Source organism: Pseudomonas brassicacearum (assembly GCF_003732175.1).
Classification (GTDB): Bacteria; Pseudomonadota; Gammaproteobacteria; order Pseudomonadales; family Pseudomonadaceae; genus Aquipseudomonas; species Aquipseudomonas brassicacearum_G.
Genome location: NZ_MOBI01000009.1, coordinates 58344 through 75874, shown reverse-complemented (window position 1 = coordinate 75874; position 17531 = coordinate 58344). Strand labels below are relative to the sequence as shown.

General features: G+C 60.6%; 14 protein-coding genes and 1 riboswitch. Of the genes, 12 read left to right on the top strand and 2 right to left on the bottom strand.

Annotation, left to right across the window (positions count from 1 at the left end; genetic code table 11):
* The first annotated feature begins 3 nt into the window (after positions 1-3).
* Together BK658_RS08385 and waaA are read left to right on the top strand one after the other, a co-directional pair.
* Positions 4-894, top strand: coding sequence for a LysR family transcriptional regulator (locus BK658_RS08385; RefSeq protein WP_123581908.1), 891 nt, complete (start codon positions 4-6; stop codon positions 892-894).
* A 23-nt stretch (positions 895-917) separates the two neighbouring features.
* Entirely contained in the window at positions 918-2189 is a 1272-nt protein-coding gene (gene waaA / locus BK658_RS08380; protein ID WP_123581907.1) for a lipid IV(A) 3-deoxy-D-manno-octulosonic acid transferase, read from the top strand.
* A 130-nt stretch (positions 2190-2319) separates the two neighbouring features.
* On the opposite strand, the gene BK658_RS08375 is transcribed toward waaA, so the two are convergent.
* Positions 2320-3753 (bottom strand): TolC family outer membrane protein, encoded by a 1434-nt coding sequence (locus BK658_RS08375; protein ID WP_123581906.1) that lies wholly within the window; start codon positions 3751-3753, stop codon positions 2320-2322.
* 196 nt (positions 3754-3949) lie between these two features.
* Positions 3950-4055: riboswitch (TPP riboswitch) on the top strand.
* A 171-nt stretch (positions 4056-4226) separates the two neighbouring features.
* Here BK658_RS08375 and thiC point away from each other — a divergent pair.
* Positions 4227-6116, top strand: a complete 1890-nt coding sequence (gene thiC, locus BK658_RS08370; protein WP_054595327.1) for a phosphomethylpyrimidine synthase ThiC — start codon at positions 4227-4229, stop codon at positions 6114-6116.
* 161 nt (positions 6117-6277) lie between these two features.
* The gene (cytX, locus tag BK658_RS08365) at positions 6278-7570 is read left to right on the top strand and encodes a putative hydroxymethylpyrimidine transporter CytX (protein ID WP_123581905.1); all 1293 of its coding nucleotides are present in this window, start codon (positions 6278-6280) and stop codon (positions 7568-7570) included.
* Here cytX and BK658_RS08360 read toward each other — a convergent pair.
* On the bottom strand, positions 7539-8285 hold the full coding sequence (locus tag BK658_RS08360; RefSeq protein ID WP_123581904.1) for an RsiV family protein: 747 nt from the start codon (positions 8283-8285) through the stop codon (positions 7539-7541). The two genes, cytX and BK658_RS08360, sit on opposite strands and share 32 nt — an antisense overlap.
* Positions 8286-8508: 223 nt before the next feature.
* Here BK658_RS08360 and BK658_RS08355 point away from each other — a divergent pair, with 223 nt between their 5' ends.
* From BK658_RS08355 to BK658_RS08315, 8 genes are all read left to right on the top strand, one after another.
* Complete coding sequence (locus BK658_RS08355) at positions 8509-9126, top strand: NUDIX domain-containing protein (RefSeq protein ID WP_123581903.1); 618 nt, start codon at positions 8509-8511, stop codon at positions 9124-9126.
* Entirely contained in the window at positions 9117-9569 is a 453-nt protein-coding gene (locus BK658_RS08350; RefSeq protein ID WP_019691483.1) for a DUF1249 domain-containing protein, read from the top strand. Before BK658_RS08355 ends, BK658_RS08350 begins: the two co-directional genes overlap by 10 nt.
* A 99-nt stretch (positions 9570-9668) precedes the next feature.
* Positions 9669-10484, top strand: a complete 816-nt coding sequence (gene cpdA, locus BK658_RS08345; protein WP_123581902.1) for a 3',5'-cyclic-AMP phosphodiesterase — start codon at positions 9669-9671, stop codon at positions 10482-10484.
* A gap of 187 nt (positions 10485-10671) precedes the next feature.
* The gene (locus BK658_RS08340; RefSeq protein WP_123581901.1) at positions 10672-11280 is read left to right on the top strand and encodes a YqiA/YcfP family alpha/beta fold hydrolase; all 609 of its coding nucleotides are present in this window, start codon (positions 10672-10674) and stop codon (positions 11278-11280) included.
* A gap of 42 nt (positions 11281-11322) precedes the next feature.
* Positions 11323-13227 carry a DNA topoisomerase IV subunit B gene (gene parE / locus BK658_RS08335; protein WP_123581900.1) on the top strand — a complete coding sequence of 635 codons (1905 nt, stop codon included), beginning with the start codon at positions 11323-11325 and terminating at the stop codon, positions 13225-13227.
* Positions 13227-14210 carry an esterase-like activity of phytase family protein gene (locus BK658_RS08330; RefSeq protein WP_123581899.1) on the top strand — a complete coding sequence of 328 codons (984 nt, stop codon included), beginning with the start codon at positions 13227-13229 and terminating at the stop codon, positions 14208-14210. Before parE ends, BK658_RS08330 begins: the two co-directional genes overlap by 1 nt.
* Positions 14211-14288: 78 nt before the next feature.
* Complete coding sequence (gene parC / locus BK658_RS08320; protein ID WP_123581898.1) at positions 14289-16553, top strand: DNA topoisomerase IV subunit A; 2265 nt, start codon at positions 14289-14291, stop codon at positions 16551-16553.
* A gap of 177 nt (positions 16554-16730) precedes the next feature.
* A complete protein-coding gene (locus BK658_RS08315; RefSeq protein WP_123581897.1) occupies positions 16731-17438 on the top strand; it encodes a PqiC family protein in 708 nt (235 codons plus the stop codon).
* Positions 17439-17531 lie beyond the last annotated feature (93 nt).

Genomic DNA, 17531 nt, shown 5'->3' with positions numbered 1-17531 from the left:
GCCATGAGTGTGCAATGGAGTCTGGAGCAGATGCGTTTGTTCGTCAGCGTGGCCGAGCAGCGTTCGTTTTCGGCGGTCGCGCGCGATCAACGCAAGGCACAGTCGGCGGTCAGTAGTGCCATAGCACTGCTTGAAGCAGACCTTGGCTTGAACCTGTTTGACCGCAGTAGCGGCCGCCAGCCGCGCTTGACCGAAGCAGGCAGCGCGTTGCTCGAAGAAGCACGAGAAGTGCTGCGCCAGTGCGAGCGCCTCAACGGTCGGGCGCTGGCGTTGATGCGGGGTCAGGAAGCGCGGCTGCGTCTGGCGCAGGATGAGGCCATGCCTTATCAGCCGGTGCTCGACAGCCTCGAAGCATTGGCCGAGCAATTTCCCAGCCTGGAAGTGCAACTGGCCAGCGCCGCCCAGGGCGATGTGGCGCGCAAACTGGTGGAGCGCCGGGCTGATCTTGGCTTGCTGTTTTATCACGAACAGATTCCCGAAGCCCTGGAACGTCGGGTGCTGGGCAGCGTCGAGATGGTCACGGTGTGCGGAGTCGGGCATCCGCTGGCCGTAGAAGGGCAGGTCAATTGCCAGCAGATGGCGCAACACCGACAACTGTTGATGGCCACGCATTCCAGCGTCTACCCCGGCAGTGAACAAGCCAGCCCGCAAGTCTGGCGCGCCGACAGTTTCTACGTTCTCGCCGAGTGGCTGATGCGTGGCCTGGGGTGGGGCTGGCTGCCGCGGCATGTGGTGCAGTACCCGGCGTATCAGGGGCAGATGGTCGAGCTGGTCAGCGAATGGACCCCGCCAGCGTTGGTGGTGGAGTTGGTCTGGCGGCGTGATGAACCGCTGGGGCCGGCGGCGCGTTGGTTGGCGGAACGTTTTGCCGTGCACTTGCAGGCGATCGGCTAAAAAAGCCGATAAACTCCGCTGCCATGAATAGAACTCTCTACACCGCGCTGTTTTACCTGGGGCTGCCACTGGTAGCGATTCGGCTGTGGCTGCGCTCGCGCAAGGCCCCGGCGTACGCCAAGCGTATCGGTGAGCGCTTCTCCATTGGCTTGCCGGTGATGAAGCCTGGCGGCATTTGGGTACATGCGGTGTCGGTTGGCGAAAGCATTGCCGCTGCCCCGATGATTCGCGGGTTGCTCGAGCGTTATCCACAGCTGCCGATCACCGTGACCTGTATGACCCCGACCGGCTCCGAGCGGATTCACGCAATGTTCGCCAATGAGCCACGCATCCAGCACTGCTACCTGCCTTACGATCTGCCGTGTGCGGCGGCGCGGTTTCTCGATCGGGTTCAGCCGAAATTGGCGGTGATCATGGAAACCGAACTCTGGCCTAACCACATTCATCAGTGCGCCAAACGCGGGATTCCGGTGGCGTTGGCCAATGCCCGGCTCTCGGAACGCTCGGCCAAAGGTTATGGCCGTTTCAGCAAGCTGACACAGCCGATGCTGGCCGAAATGAGCCTGTTTGCAGTGCAGACCGAAGCCGAGGCTGAACGTTTTCGACAGCTAGGCGCGCGTGCCGAAACGGTCGAAGTGACCGGCTCGATCAAGTTCGATTTGCGCATCGACCCCCAGTTGCTGCAGCGAGCCGCCGAGTTGCGTCAGCAATGGCAAGCGGTCGAGCGTCCGGTATGGATCGCCGCGAGTACCCATGAAGGTGAAGACGAAGTGGTACTAGCGGCGCATCGACAATTGCTCGCCAGCCATCCGGATGCGCTACTGATTCTGGTGCCGCGTCACCCCGAGCGTTTCAACCCGGTGTTCGAACTCTGCCAGCAGCAAGGTTTCAACACGATCCGTCGTTCGACCGGTGAAGCAGTCAGTGCCAGCACCTCAGTGCTGCTCGGCGACACCATGGGCGAGTTGCTGTTTCTCTACGCCTTGGCCGACAGTGCGTTTGTCGGCGGCAGCCTGGTGCCCAATGGTGGGCATAACTTGCTGGAGCCGGCGGCGCTGGCCAAACCGGTGCTGAGCGGGCCGCACCTGTTCAACTTCCTTGAGATCGCCGCGCTGATGCGCAGCGCCAAGGCATTGCAGGAAGTGGATGACGCCCACGGGCTGGCGGTGGCGGTGCAGCGACTGTTTGAATTGCCACGCGATGCGCAGCGGATGGCAGAGGCGGGGCTGAACGTGATGCGCGCCAATCAGGGCGCCTTGCAGCGATTGCTGGATGGGTTGGGGCGGTTGATTTGATCGTCGGTCAAGGCACATAACCTGTGGGAGCGAGCCTGCTCGCGATGGCGGTAGCACATTCAAGATCAATGCTGACTGATCCACCGCTATCGCGAGCAGGCTCGCTCCCACATGGAGTGCGCTTGCTATCTCAAGGATTAGCCTTCAGCTGTTCCGCTGCAGCCTTGGCCAGGTCCGGCGGCAGGAAGTCCTTGTCCGGGTTGTAGTCGGCCTTGAGATAACGCTTCAGGTCCTGCAAGTCGCCCGGGCTAAGGGTGCCGGCCGCCTGCTTCAGGCGCAGGTTGTCGAGAATGTAGTCGTAGCGGCTGTTGTTGTAGTTGCGCACCGAGGTGTACAGCTGACGCTGGGCGTCGAGCACGTCGACGATATTGCGCGTGCCCACCTGATAACCGATCTCCGTGGCTTCCACCGCGCTCTGGTTCGAGATGATTGACTGGCGACGTGCCTGCACCTGCTCGACATCGCTGTTCACCGCACGGTGCAGGTTGCGGGTGTTCTCCACCACTTGCCGACGCAGTGCTTCGCGTTGCTGTTCGTTTTGGTCCAGGCGCGAGTACGACTCGCGAACCTGCGAGCTGGTCAGCCCGCCGCTGTAGATCGGAATGTTCAATTGCAGGCCGACCGTGCTTTGCGAGACGGTGCCGCCGTACGGTTGACCAAAGGCGCTCGGGTTGCTGAAGCCCAGCGCGTCGTTGTCACCGGTCTTGTACTGCGCCACGGCGTCGAGGGTCGGTGCGTGACCGGCCTTGCGCTGCTTGAGCGTTTCTTCGGCGGCGCTGACCGCGTAGTTGCTGGCCAGCAGGTTGAGGTTCTGTTTGGCGGCGGTATCGACCCAGGCCTTGGCGTCGTTCGGCGCTGGCGGCAGGACCGGCAAGGTGTGGACGATGCCCTGAATCGAGTTGTACTGACGGTTGGTCAGGGTGATCAGCGCTTCGAACGCATCATCCACCTGGCGTTGGGCGAGAATCCGGTTGGCGCGCGCAGTGTCATAACTGGCTTGCGATTGCAGCACGTCGGTCTTGTCCGAGAGGCCGACATCGAAACGCTCATTGGACTGATCGAGCTGGCGCTTGAACGCGGCTTCCTCGGCCTTGGTCGAGGCAAGGTTGTCCTGACTGCGCAGTACGTTGAAGTAGGTTTCGGCGCTTTGCAGGATCAGGTTCTGCTCGGTCGCCGAAAGTTGCAGCGCCGCTTGCTCGTTGACATCCTTGGCTGCCTGAAGCTGGAACCAGCGATCGGCGCGGAACAACGGCTGGGCCAGCGTTGCTTGATAGAAGTGGGCACTGCGATTGGCAATAGCCGATGGCTGGTCGATTTTCGTCCGAACATCGGCGACCTCGGCGCTACCCGAGAGGTTCGGCAGCAGGCCGGCGCGGGCCTGGGGCACGACTTCCTTTTGCGCACCATATTGGGCGCGGGCGGCGGCCAGGTCCGCGTTGTTGTCGACAGCTTCCTGGTAGACGCTGACCAAATCGGTATTGGTCGATAATGGCGCTTCTGCTGCCCAGGCCATTCCGTTGGACGCACAAGACACGGCAAGAGCCAGTGAGAGTTTGCGCAGCATGAGGCGATCCCTAGAGTGAATATTACAGTAGTAATTTGAGCGCCAAGGCTACGGCGCACGCCCGGCAGCGTCAAGGCGCAGCATGGCGTTGCGAGTGTAGATGCGCCAACCTGCGGCAACAATCCTGTAATTGCGCCATTCATCACGCTGTTTGCACCGGTGTTGGCGTTCTTTGCCGGTTGTGTCTAGACTGGCCGGGTTCTTGTCGGGGTGCCTTGCTATGAGGCTGAGATCGAATAATTTCGGATCCCGTTGAACCTGATCAGGTTTAAGCCTGCGTAGGGAACAAGATTTCTCGTCACCCGGCGAGTCCTCTTGTGCTTCGTCCGGGATGTTGTTCGACAATCGAACAACCCTCGTGCACTCAGCACAGCACTCATCCAGCTGGAGTTTTCACTGGTGGGCTGCGTCCATTCGTTACAGGTTCGCTCCGACAAACTTCCACTGCCTGGATGAAGTCTGGAGAGCCCGTGATGACTACAAAATCAAAAAATGCGATCAATCTGAGTGACTCGGCCAAAGTCGATCAGCAATCGGTTCAGCCCTTTACCCGCTCGCAAAAAATTTATGTTCAGGGCTCTCGCCCGGACATCCTCGTGCCGATGCGCGAAATCAGCCTCGACGTGACCCCCACCGACTTCGGCGGTGAAATCAACGCACCGGTCGTGGTCTACGACACCTCGGGTCCGTACACCGATCCCAACGTCATCATCGATGTGCGCAAAGGCCTGGGCGATGTGCGTTCGCCGTGGATCGAAGCCCGTGGTGATACCGAGCGCCTGGCCGGCCTGAGTTCGAACTTCGGCCAGGAGCGCCTCGCCGATCCGGAGCTGACCAAGCTGCGTTTCGCTCACGTGAACAACCCGCGCCGCGCCAAGCCGGGTGCCAACGTCAGCCAGATGCACTACGCCCGCAAAGGCATCATCACCGCCGAGATGGAATACGTCGCCATCCGCGAAAACATGAAGCTCGAAGTGGCCCGCGCCGCAGGTCTGCTGGATCAGCAGCACGCCGGTCACAGCTTCGGCGCCAGCGTACCGAAAATCATCACCCCGGAATTCGTCCGTGAAGAAATCGCCCGCGGTCGCGCGATCATTCCGGCGAACATCAACCACACCGAACTGGAACCGATGATCATCGGCCGTAACTTCCTGGTGAAGATCAACGGCAACATCGGCAACAGCGCGCTGGGCTCGTCCATCGAAGAAGAAGTGGCGAAACTGACCTGGGGCATTCGCTGGGGTTCGGACACGGTCATGGACCTGTCCACCGGCAAGCACATCCACGAAACCCGTGAGTGGATCATCCGCAACTCGCCAGTGCCGATCGGTACCGTGCCGATCTATCAAGCGCTGGAAAAAGTCGGTGGCGCCGCCGAAGACCTGACCTGGGAGCTGTTCCGCGACACGCTGATCGAGCAGGCCGAACAGGGCGTCGACTACTTCACCATCCACGCTGGCGTGTTGCTGCGTTACGTGCCGATGACTGCCAAGCGCGTGACCGGGATCGTTTCCCGTGGCGGTTCGATCATGGCGAAGTGGTGCCTGGCACACCACAAAGAGAACTTCCTCTACACTCATTTCGAAGATATCTGCGAAATCATGAAGGCCTACGACGTCAGCTTCTCGCTGGGCGATGGCCTGCGTCCTGGCTCGATTGCCGACGCCAACGACGAAGCGCAATTCGGTGAGCTGGAAACCCTCGGCGAGTTGACCAAGATCGCCTGGAAGCACGACGTGCAAACCATGATCGAAGGCCCTGGCCACGTGCCGATGCAGTTGATCAAGGAGAACATGGACAAGCAGCTCGAGTGCTGCGACGAGGCGCCGTTCTACACCCTCGGCCCACTGACCACCGACATCGCACCGGGTTACGACCACATCACCTCGGGCATCGGCGCGGCAATGATCGGCTGGTTCGGTTGCGCCATGCTCTGCTACGTCACGCCGAAGGAACACTTGGGCCTGCCGAACAAGGATGACGTGAAGACCGGGATCATCACCTACAAGATCGCCGCGCATGCAGCCGATCTCGCGAAAGGCCATCCGGGCGCACAGATCCGCGACAACGCCTTGAGCAAGGCGCGTTTCGAATTCCGCTGGGAAGATCAGTTCAACCTCGGTCTGGACCCGGACACCGCGCGTTCGTACCACGATGAAACCCTGCCGAAAGACTCGGCCAAGGTTGCGCATTTCTGCTCGATGTGCGGGCCGAAATTCTGCTCGATGAAAATCACCCAGGAAGTCCGCGAGTATGCGGCCAACCAGCGGATCGAAACCGTCGATGCCGAAGTCGCCCAAGGTCTGGCCGAACAGGCTGAGCGCTTCAAGCAGGAAGGCAGTCAGCTGTACAAAAAAGTTTGATCCTGCACTGATCGTCTGATCGTCTGATCGTTCCCACGCTCCGCGTGGGAATGCCTCAATGGACGCTCTGCGTCCGCTTCTGGGACGCGGAGCGTCCCGGACTGCATTCCCACGCAGAGCGTGGGAACGATCACACACTTTATCCCTCCGAGATAACACCCTTGAGCATTCAACCCAGTACCTATTCCCCCGACCACGCCGTGCCTCTGGCCCAGCGCGTGTTCGGTGCCCGCGATCTGTTCTCCCTGTGGTTCTCCCTCGGCATTGGTCTGATGGTCTTGCAGACCGGGGCCTTGCTGGCGCCGGGGTTGGGCTTGTCGGGCTCGTTGCTGGCAATTTTTCTGGGCACTCTGGTCGGTGTTCTGCTGCTGGCGTGCGTCGGGGTGATCGGCAGCGATACCGGCCTGTCGGCCATGGCTGCACTCAAACTGAGTCTCGGTACACGCGGTGCGAGTCTGCCGGCGCTGTTGAACCTGCTGCAACTGATCGGTTGGGGCTCGTTCGAAATCATCGTCATGCGCGACGCGGCCAGCCTGCTCGGCACCCGTGCGTTCAGCGACGCTAGCCTGATGGCCAATCCATTGCTCTGGACGTTGGCGTTCGGCGCCTTGGCGACCTTGCTCGCGGTTAGCGGCCCGTTGACGTTTGTCCGTCAGATCCTGCGCAAGTGGGGTATCTGGTTGCTGCTGGCGGCGTGCCTCTGGCTGACCTGGAACCTCTTCGCCAAAGCCGATCTGGCCGCGCTGTGGGCACAGGCCGGTGACGGTTCGATGCCATTCGCCGTGGGTTTTGATATCGCCATCGCGATGCCGCTGTCATGGCTGCCGCTGATTGCCGACTACTCGCGTTTCGGCAAGCGTGCGAAAGGCGTATTCGGCGGTACGGCGCTGGGTTTCTTCATTGGTAACTTCTGGCTGATGAGCCTGGGCGTTGCCTACACCCTGGCGTTTGCCCCGAGTGGCGAAGTCAACGCCTTGCTGTTGGCACTGGCCGGTGCCGGTTTGGGGATTCCGTTGTTGCTGATCCTGCTTGACGAGTCGGAAAACGCTTTCGCCGACATTCACTCGGCGGCGGTGTCCAGCGCAATTCTGTTGCGCATGAAAGTCGAACACCTGGCCTTGGCCATCGGTGTGATCTGCACCTTGATCGCGTGCCTGGCGCCATTGGCCCAGTATCAGAACTTCCTGTTGTTGATCGGCTCGGTGTTTGCGCCGCTGTTCGGCGTGGTGCTGGTGGATCACTTCATCCTGCGCAAGCGCAGTGCCCGGATCGCGTCAGCCGCCTTGCGCTGGCCGGCGTTGCTCGCCTGGCTGGGCGGGGTGAGCACCTATCACTTGCTGGCGAATCTGTATCCGGAGGTCGGCGCAACCCTGCCATCGCTGGTACTGGCAGGGCTGCTGCAACTGCTGCTGGGTCGGGTCTTCAGCTACGCTCAGGCACCAGCTCAGGCTTGATCTGACCCTTGAGGCGAGCATAAGGGATGGTCATTTCGATGAGGCCGCTCGAATAAGGCGCGATGGTCGCAACGTTGTACTTGAGCACCACCCCGGCGCTGGTCAAGGCCACGTTCGGGGTTTTCTGGAACGGCCAGCTTTTGACAAAGTCCGGATCCCGATCCAGTTGCGAATTGATCAGCCAGCTATTGTGCGCAACTTGCGCGGTCTTCCAGAACGCCACTTCCTGCCCCGGCAAGAGCATGTCGTTCAGGCTCAGCTCTTTTTGCAGCTGGCGCGAGTAGTTGATAAAGCCCCGTCCTGGCGTGCCATTGGCCGCGCCCGTGTCCAGATAGCTGGACACTTCAATGATCACCAGTCCGTCATGCTGCTCACGTACCTTGGCTTGCAAGTAGACGCTGTTGCGATCACCTGACTCACGCAGGAACTGTTCGCGGTAGGCGTTGAGGGAAGCGGGTAGCGCCGCGCCCGGTGAGGTGCGGGTCATTTGCAGCAGGCGCTGCTCGACGATCCGGTCCAGTTGCGGGTCGGTCGGGAAATGCACCGTGTCGATATTCACCAGCGGGCAGTCGGGGCCGTCGCACCCCGGCTTGACCTGCTCGGACGCATCGCGAGTGGATGTCACCTGTGCCCGATAGCTGGGTTGGAACAGGCTTTGGCAAGCGCCGAGCGTGAGGGCAATACAGGCCACGGAGGCGATTTTCAACAGCGACATGGGCGTCCTTCATGAATCAGTGAAAGGCAAAATTCAGGGTCTTCGACTGCCAGCGGTGCGGTCGGTTCGCCACTAAGCTAATTAGAGTCAATTAGAGTTGTTTTCACCCCTTGCCGTCTATCCCGCTGACGGCAAAGAGGCTGCATCAAACGATGTGGGCGCGTTAGGATGGCGCGAAGCCCGGGGGGAGCCTCGGACGGATTGACAGTAAACGAGGATTGTTATGACTGACTTTGCCAATGCCACCCCGACCATCGTAGACGTCGTACGCCGCGAAAACTGCTTCAAGGGGTTTTACAAGCTTGATCGCGTGCACCTGCGTCATGAACTGTTTGCAGGTGGTATGAGTCGCGAGATCAGCCGCGAGTTGTTCGTTCGTCATGATGCTGTGTGTGTCTTGCCTTACGATCCGCAGCGGGACGAAGTGGTATTGATCGAGCAATTTCGCGCCGGTGTATTGGGCAAGGCTGATAATCCGTGGCTGATCGAACTGGTCGCCGGTCTGATCGATAAGAATGAACAACCGGAAGAAGTTGCTCACCGCGAAGCGCAGGAGGAAGCTGGGCTTGTATTCACTGCGCTGTGGCCGATGCTCAATTATTTTCCGTCGCCTGGTGGCAGTACCGAATACGTGCACTTGTATCTGGGGCGGTGTAACAGTAACGGGGCCGGCGGCCTGCATGGGCTGGTGGAGGAAGCAGAAGATATTCGCGTGACGGTCTGGGATTTCGAAGATGCCCTGCAAGCCGTACGTGATGGACGGATTTCCAACGCGGCGAGCATTATTGCCTTGCAATGGCTGGCTTTGAACCGCGTTGAAGTGAGGGGGTTATGGTCGTAAACAAACAGCGCGATCGTTATCGGGTCGACCTTGTGGGGCTGCAAAGCGCCTGCGAGGCCAATTACGCCCGACTGATGCGCCTGTTACCGGAGATGCGCAACCAGCCGGCTGCCCGGCGCATTGCCATGACCCAGGGTGAGCAGATGCTGGGCGTGCTGATGCTGGAAGTGTTGCAGGCATGTCCGTACACCACGACCCTGCGAGTGCGCCAGGAGCACAGCCTACCATGGCTGCCGGTGCCGCAACTGGAAGTGCAGGTGTACCACGACGCGCGCATGGCCGAAGTCATCAGTGCCGAACATGCGCGGCGCTTTCGTGGCATCTATCCTTATCCGAATGCGTTGATGCACCAGCCGGACGAAAAGGCCCAGCTCAATGTGTTCCTCGGCGAGTGGCTGAGTCATTGCCTGGCCTGCGGGCATGAGTTCGAAGTTGTGCGTTAGTTGTGAACTGCGTCTGGTTCACGGGTTTCCTCTTTTCAATTTCCCCCAGCATAATTGCGCCATTCATCCATATCCGTGATCACGCCTTGGGAGAACGCCTTGCCGAGCGTATCCACTCTGACTGCCAACGATGCCGTATTGCTGGTGCAGCTCTCTGACAGCCATCTGTTCGCCGAGGCGAATGAGACGTTGCTGGGCATGAACACCCGCGACAGTCTGCAAAAGGTTATCGAGTTGGTGCTGGCACAACAGCCGCACGTCGATCTGATGATCGCCAGTGGCGACGTGTCTCAGGATGGAGCGCTCGAGTCGTATCAGCAGTTTCGCGAGATGACCCGGCAAATCGATGCACCCGCGCGCTGGATTCCCGGCAACCACGATGAGCCGCAGATCATGGCCCGGGCCGCGGTCCAGAGTCAGTTGCTGGAGCCCATCGTGGACATCGGTAACTGGCGAGTGACATTGCTGGATTCGGCGGTACCGGGTTCGGTGCCCGGGTATTTGCAGGATAACCAACTGCAATTGCTCGCGCGTGCCCTGAGCGAAGCGCCGGAGCGCCATCATCTGGTGTGCTTGCACCATCATCCGGTGTCCATCGGTTGTGCCTGGATGGAACCGATTGGCTTGCGCAACCCGGATGCCTTGTTTGCGGTGCTTGATCGCTTCCCACAAGTGCGAGCAGTGCTCTGGGGTCATGTGCATCAGGAAATCGATCAGTTGCGCAACGATGTGCGGCTGATCGCTTCGCCATCGACGTGCATCCAGTTCGAGCCTGGTAGCGTGGACTTCAAGGTCGATACCCTGGCGCCGGGTTATCGCTGGTTGCGATTGCTGCCGGACGGACGGCTGGAAACCGGGGTCGAGCGTGTGACCGGCTTCGACTTCCAGATCGATTACGGCTCCAACGGCTACTGACTCCCGCGTTCGATCGTACCCACGCTCCGCGTGGGAATGCAGCCAGTGACGCTCCGCGTCACCCGCCAAAGCGGACGCAGAGCGTCCGGTGAGGCATTCCCACGCAGAGCGTGGGAACGATCACCACCAAACCCCGTCCGACTCCCTGTAAACTGCGGCATCTTTGCCCGCCTCACAGGGAGCTCGCATGTCTGGTTCGATCCTTTATATCCACGGTTTCAACAGCGCACCCGCGTCGAAAAAGGCCTGTCAGCTGGTCGACGTGATGGATCGTCTGGGGCTGGGCGACCAGTTGCAGGTGCCGGCCTTGCATCACCATCCACGCGAGGCCATCGGTCAGCTGGAACAGGCGATTGCCAGGCTGGGGCGGCCACTGCTGGTCGGCAGCTCCCTCGGCGGCTACTATGCCACTCACCTTGCCGAGCGCCATGGCCTCAAGGCCCTGTTGATCAACCCTGCCGTCAGCCCGCACCGGATGTTCGACGGATACCTGGGCACGCAGAAGAACCTGTATACCGAAGAGACCTGGGAATTGACCCACGACCATGTGACGGCCCTGGCCGAGCTGGAAGTGCCGGCACCCCAGGACTCGCAGCGGTTTCAGGTGTGGTTGCAAACCGGGGACGAAACGCTGGACTATCGCCTCGCCCAGCAGTATTACCGAGCCTGTGCCTTGCGTATCCAGGCCGGCGGCGACCATAGTTTCCAGGGATTCGCCGGGCAATTGCCGGCCCTGTTGAGTTTTGCCGGCATCGGCGCAGATGTGTACCAGGCGATCGATTTCACAGCACTGTGAACCTTCGCCCCTATTTTCATGAACGACTGACGACGAGACCCCATGGCCACTCCCAGCGCTAGCTCTTATAACGCAGACGCCATCGAAGTCCTCTCGGGCCTCGACCCGGTGCGCAAACGCCCCGGCATGTACACCGACACCAGTCGGCCGAACCACCTTGCCCAGGAAGTCATCGACAACAGTGTCGACGAAGCCTTGGCGGGGCATGCGACATCGGTGCAGGTCATTCTCCATGCCGACCACTCCCTGGAAGTCAGCGATGACGGCCGTGGCATGCCGGTGGACATTCACCCCGAAGAGGGCGTCTCGGGCGTCGAGCTGATCCTCACCAAGCTGCACGCTGGCGGCAAGTTCTCGAACAAGAACTATCAGTTCTCCGGCGGTTTGCACGGGGTGGGTATCTCGGTGGTCAACGCCCTGTCGACTCAGGTCCGGGTGCGCGTCAAACGCGATGGCAACGAGTACCAGATGACCTTCGCCGATGGCTACAAAGCCACCGACCTGGAAGTGGTCGGCACCGTCGGCAAGCGCAACACCGGGACCAGCGTGTACTTCGCGCCGGACCCGAAATACTTCGACTCACCGAAATTCTCCATCAGCCGCCTCAAGCACGTCCTCAAGGCCAAGGCCGTGTTGTGCCCGGGGCTGCTGGTCAGCTTTGAAGACAAGGCCACCGGCGAAAAAGTCGAATGGCATTACGAAGATGGTCTGCGTTCCTACCTGGTCGACGCGGTCAGTGAATTCGAACGTCTGCCCGACGAACCCTTCTGCGGCAGCCTGGCCGGTAATAAAGAAGCGGTCGACTGGGCGCTGCTGTGGCTGCCTGAAGGTGGCGACAGTGTGCAGGAAAGCTACGTCAACCTGATCCCGACGGCCCAGGGCGGTACTCACGTCAACGGTCTGCGTCAGGGCTTGCTTGACGCCATGCGCGAGTTCTGCGAGTTCCGCAGCCTGCTGCCGCGTGGCGTGAAACTGGCACCGGAAGATGTCTGGGAACGCATTGCCTTCGTCCTCTCGATGAAAATGCAGGAACCACAATTTTCCGGCCAGACCAAAGAGCGCCTGTCGTCCCGCGAGGCGGCGGCGTTTGTTTCCGGCGTGGTCAAGGACGCTTTCAGCCTGTGGCTCAACGCGAATCCCGAACTGGGCCTGCAACTGGCGGAGCTGGCGATCAACAACGCTGGCCGCCGTTTGAAGGCCAGTAAAAAGGTCGAGCGTAAACGCATCACCCAAGGGCCGGCCTTGCCGGGCAAACTCGCCGATTGCGCCGGGCAGGACCCGATGCGTTCCGAGCTGTTCCTGGTGGAAGGTGATTCCGCCGGCGGTTCGGCCAAGCAAGCGCGGGACAAAGAGTTCCAGGCGATCCTGCCGCTGCGCGGGAAAATTCTGAACACCTGGGAAGTCGACGGCAGCGAAGTGCTGGCCAGCCAGGAAGTGCACAACATCGCCGTGGCCATTGGTGTCGATCCGGGCGCCGCGGACATGAGCCAACTGCGCTACGGCAAGATCTGCATCCTCGCCGACGCCGACTCCGATGGTCTGCACATCGCGACCTTGCTGTGTGCCTTGTTCGTCCAGCATTTCCGGCCGTTGGTGGACGCCGGTCACGTCTATGTGGCGATGCCGCCGTTGTACCGCATCGACCTTGGCAAAGAGATTTACTACGCCCTCGATGAAGCCGAGCGCGATGGCATTCTCGATCGTCTGGTGGCCGAGAAGAAGCGCGGCAAGCCGCAGGTCACCCGATTCAAAGGTCTGGGTGAAATGAATCCGCCGCAGCTGCGTGAAACCACCATGGACCCGAACACTCGACGTCTGGTGCAACTGACGCTGGATGATTTCGAAGCCACCTCGGAAATGATGGACATGCTGCTGGCGAAAAAACGCGCTGGCGACCGCAAGTCCTGGCTGGAGTCCAAAGGTAATCTGGCCGAGGTTCTGGCCTGATGCGGAGCGGTTTCGCCCTCGCGTTGCTGCTGTTGGCGTCCGCCGTTGCGGCGGAGCCTGCGCCTGAACTGACGCTGATTTCCGAGCACGCCGTGGACGGCATGCGCGGCGGTAACTTGTCGGGGCTGGCGCAATGCGGCAAAGACCTGTGGACGGTTTCCGATCGTGATGATGATCAGATCTACCGTCTCGATACCAGCGAGCGCGTCTGGCAGGCCGAAACCGTGCGCATCAATGTGCCGCCGGTGCCTGACAGCGGGTTGCCCTGGGGGCTGAAGTCGCGTACCTGGGCGGCATCGTTCGTGCGCGGTGGAAACCTGGATTTCGAGGGAATTACCTGCGACAAGGCCGGTAACCGCTACATCGTCAGTGAAGCCCATGCCGCAGTGCTGCAAGTGCCGGTACAGGGCCCAGCCTCGTGGCTGAGAATTTCACCGATCATGGTTCGCGAGGCGCGAGCCAGTGGCATGTTGTTGCACTTCAACGCGCTGTTCGAAGGGCTGGCGATCAGTCCGCAAGGCGATCAGCTATGGCTGGCGGCCGAGCGCGAGCGGCGTGGTTTGTTGCTGGTCAAGCGCCAGCAGACCGTCTGGGATTGTGACGGCAGCTGTGTGCTGCTGAGTGAGGCGGGCCAGGAAATGCAGCCCGCGCAGTTTCCCAAGGCCCGCGCGGTGCCCCGGGATTTTGCCGACCTGGCCCTGTTCAACGGCAAGCTGTTCACCTTGGAGCGCAACGCTTTTCAAATCTGCCGTCGCGATGCGCTGAGCGCCAAGGTCGAGCGCTGCTGGTCATTCGCGGCTGAAGCCTTGCAGGAACATCGACGTTATCCACAGCCCTATGGTCTTGCCGAAGCGCTGGTGATCGACGCCGATGGCGCCTGGATCGGCATCGACAACAACAATGGTGCTCGCGCGGATGGCGAAGCCCGGCCGATTGTCTGGCGCTTTGCCGCGCCGCAAGGTGGCTGGAACGCCAAGTCATGAGCATCCTGAAAAAACTTGAATTTACCCAGCGCAGTGGCACCTTGTTGCTGCGCCAGACAACGAACTGATGAGGCCCGCATGAGCGACTCCCTGGATCTCAGCCTGGACGGCGTTGAACGCCGTTCACTGGCCGACTTCACCGAAAATGCCTACCTCAACTACTCCATGTACGTGATCATGGACCGTGCTTTGCCGCACATCGGCGACGGCTTGAAACCTGTACAGCGGCGTATCATCTACGCCATGAGCGAGCTGGGGCTGGACGCTGACTCCAAGCACAAGAAATCCGCGCGTACGGTCGGTGACGTGCTCGGCAAGTTCCATCCGCACGGCGACTCCGCGTGCTACGAAGCCATGGTGCTGATGGCCCAGCCGTTCAGCTACCGCTACACGTTGGTGGACGGGCAGGGAAACTGGGGTGCGCCGGATGATCCGAAATCCTTCGCCGCCATGCGTTACACCGAGGCGCGCCTGTCGCGTTATTCCGAAGTGCTGCTCAGCGAACTGGGCCAGGGCACGGCGGATTGGGGCCCGAACTTCGACGGCACCCTCGACGAACCGCTGGTATTGCCGGCACGTTTGCCAAACATTCTGCTCAACGGCACCACCGGCATCGCCGTGGGTATGGCCACTGATGTCCCGCCGCACAACCTGCGGGAAGTCGCCACAGCCTGCGTGCGTTTACTCGATGAACCGAAAGCCACGGTCGAGCAGCTCTGTGAACACATTCAGGGCCCGGATTATCCGACCGAAGCGGAAATCATCACGCCGCGCGCCGACCTGCTGAAAATCTACGAAACCGGTCGTGGTTCGGTACGCATGCGCGCCGTGTACCACATCGAAGACGGCGACATTATCGTCACCGCGCTGCCGCATCAGGTCTCCGGCGCCAAAGTGCTGGAACAGATTGCCGCGATGATGCAGGCCAAGCCGTCCAAGGCGCCACAAGTGGCGGATCTGCGCGATGAGTCGGACCACGAGAACCCATGTCGTATCGTGATCATTCCGGTCAACAGCCGGGTCGATCATGAAGCGTTGATGCAGCACCTGTTCGCCAGCACCGAGCTGGAGTCGAGCTACCGGGTCAACATCAACATCATTGGCCTGGACGGCAAACCGCAGCTGAAGAATCTGCGAGCGTTGCTGGTGGAATGGCTGGAGTTCCGGGTTCAGACCGTGCGCCGCCGCCTGCAATTCCGCCTGGACAAGGTCGAGCGTCGCCTGCACTTGTTGGACGGCTTGCTGATCGCGTACCTCAACCTGGATGAAGTGATCCACATCATCCGTACCGAGGATCACCCCAAAACCAAGCTGATCGAACGCTTTGCCCTGAGCGAAATCCAGGCCGACTACATTCTCGATACTCGCCTGCGTCAATTGGCGAAACTCGAAGAAATGAAGCTGCGCGGTGAGCAGGACGAACTGCTCAAGGAACAAGCCAAACTGCAAGCCTTGCTGGCCAGCGAAACCAAGCTGAAGAAGCTGGTGCGCAGCGAGCTGATCAAAGACGCCGAAACCTATGGCGACGACCGTCGCTCGCCGATTGTCGAGCGTGCCGAAGCCAAAGCGCTGACCGAGCACGATCTGCTGCCGAACGAAAAAGTCACCGTGGTGCTGTCCGAGAAAGGCTGGGTGCGCTCGGCCAAGGGCCACGACATCGACGCCACCGGGCTTTCGTACAAGGCCGGGGACGGCTTCAAGACCGCGGCGGCCGGTCGTTCCAACCAGTTTGCGGTGTTTATCGATTCCACCGGTCGCAGTTATTCGGTGCCGGCGCACACGCTGCCATCGGCCCGTGGCCAGGGTGAACCGCTGACAGGGCGTCTGACGCCGCCGCCCGGCGCGACCTTCGAATGCGTGTTGATGCCTGAAGACGACGGGCTGTACGTCATCGCCTCGGACGCCGGTTATGGTTTCGTGGTCAAGGGTGAAGACCTGCAAGCCAAGAACAAGGCTGGCAAGGCGCTGTTGAGCCTGCCGAACAACGCCAAGGTGATTCTGCCGCGTCCGGTCGCTGACCGTGAGCAGAACTGGTTGGCGTCGGTCACCACTGAAGGTCGCCTGCTGATCTTCAAGATCAGCGACCTGCCGCAACTGGGCAAGGGCAAAGGCAACAAGATCATTGGGATCTCCGGCGAACGTGTGGCCAGTCGCGAGGAATATGTCACCGACATCGCGGTATTGCCGGAAGGCGCGACCCTGGTGTTGCAGGCCGGTAAACGCACGCTGTCGCTTAAAGCCGATGACCTCGAACACTATAAAGGCGAGCGCGGACGCCGTGGCAACAAGCTGCCACGGGGCTTTCAGCGTGTCGATGCACTATTGGTAGAAACTCTCAATTAAGCGCTCCAGAGGGCTCGATCTACGATTTAACCCGTAGATCGATGCTTTCGCGCTGGAGTCGCAAGCCATATTCACGGATGATATGGCCTTTCAAACGTGGGCGTGGTCCTGCGTTCTTCATATTGATTGAGTATTTTTCACTGTGGCCGGCCTGTTGGCCGTCACTTGGATGGGATGATGACTGTTCTGCGCCTTCCTCTATTTTTGTTGCTCGCTGGCGTTTTTGGCCTGGCGGGTTGCAGCGTTCACCAGCCGGTGTCGCTGTATCAGCTGGACAGCGGAAGTCCGGCCCAACCTGCGCAAAGCGCGGGCATGGCGGTTTTGTTGGGCCCGGTATCGATCGCCGACTACCTGCAACGTGAAACCCTGCTGCAGCGCCAGCCTGATGGCAGCCTGCAAGCGTCCACCGACGGTCGTTGGGCGGGTAGCCTGTCTTCGGACATCAACCAGCTTTTATTGCGTCAGGTGGCCGGCCATCTGGACAGCCAGCGCGTAGTGCTGGCACCGGCAACCTTGGGTTTCACCCCGGATGTACAGGTTTTGCTGTCGATCACTCGCCTGGATTCGGGTGAGTCGCAACCGGCGATCCTCGATGCTCAGTGGCGTTTGATCGACCGTCGTGGCCAGGTGCGTGACAATCGCATCATTCATCTGCAAGAGCCGCACGCCAGTGGTACAGCCGCTCAGGTGCAGGCCCAGGGCATATTGCTGCAACGTTTGGCCGAGCAGCTGTCGGTCGCGCTCAAGCCGCTGGCCAATCAGCCACCGGTTGTCGAAGCACCGCGTAAACCTGCGTCCAAGCCAGCGACGCCGGCAGAACCGGAGAAACCGAAGATCCCGATGGCCTCACCGATTCGCACGGACATGGAAGTGTTCAGGTTCTAAGGTGATTGCCGTACAGACAAAGCCCGCATTGATGCGGGCTTTGTTGTTTCTGCAGGTTGGAGATCTCTGGCGCTGCCCTCGGCCTCATCGCGA

Excerpts from the sequence above, each read along its gene's own strand:
- BK658_RS08350 (WP_019691483.1), top strand. The coding sequence starts at position 9,117 with ATGGTCGTAAACAAACAGCGCGATCGTTATCGGGTCGACCTTGTGGGG.
- BK658_RS08315 (WP_123581897.1), top strand. The coding sequence starts at position 16,731 with ATGACTGTTCTGCGCCTTCCTCTATTTTTGTTGCTCGCTGGCGTTTTT.
- BK658_RS08355 (WP_123581903.1), top strand. The coding sequence starts at position 8,509 with ATGACTGACTTTGCCAATGCCACCCCGACCATCGTAGACGTCGTACGC.
- thiC (WP_054595327.1), top strand. The coding sequence starts at position 4,227 with ATGACTACAAAATCAAAAAATGCGATCAATCTGAGTGACTCGGCCAAA.
- parE (WP_123581900.1), top strand. The coding sequence starts at position 11,323 with ATGGCCACTCCCAGCGCTAGCTCTTATAACGCAGACGCCATCGAAGTC.
- waaA (WP_123581907.1), top strand. The coding sequence starts at position 918 with ATGAATAGAACTCTCTACACCGCGCTGTTTTACCTGGGGCTGCCACTG.
- parC (WP_123581898.1), top strand. The coding sequence starts at position 14,289 with ATGAGCGACTCCCTGGATCTCAGCCTGGACGGCGTTGAACGCCGTTCA.
- BK658_RS08340 (WP_123581901.1), top strand. The coding sequence starts at position 10,672 with ATGTCTGGTTCGATCCTTTATATCCACGGTTTCAACAGCGCACCCGCG.
- BK658_RS08375 (WP_123581906.1), bottom strand. The coding sequence starts at position 3,753 with ATGCTGCGCAAACTCTCACTGGCTCTTGCCGTGTCTTGTGCGTCCAAC.
- BK658_RS08360 (WP_123581904.1), bottom strand. The coding sequence starts at position 8,285 with ATGTCGCTGTTGAAAATCGCCTCCGTGGCCTGTATTGCCCTCACGCTC.
- BK658_RS08385 (WP_123581908.1), top strand. The coding sequence starts at position 4 with ATGAGTGTGCAATGGAGTCTGGAGCAGATGCGTTTGTTCGTCAGCGTG.
- BK658_RS08330 (WP_123581899.1), top strand. The coding sequence starts at position 13,227 with ATGCGGAGCGGTTTCGCCCTCGCGTTGCTGCTGTTGGCGTCCGCCGTT.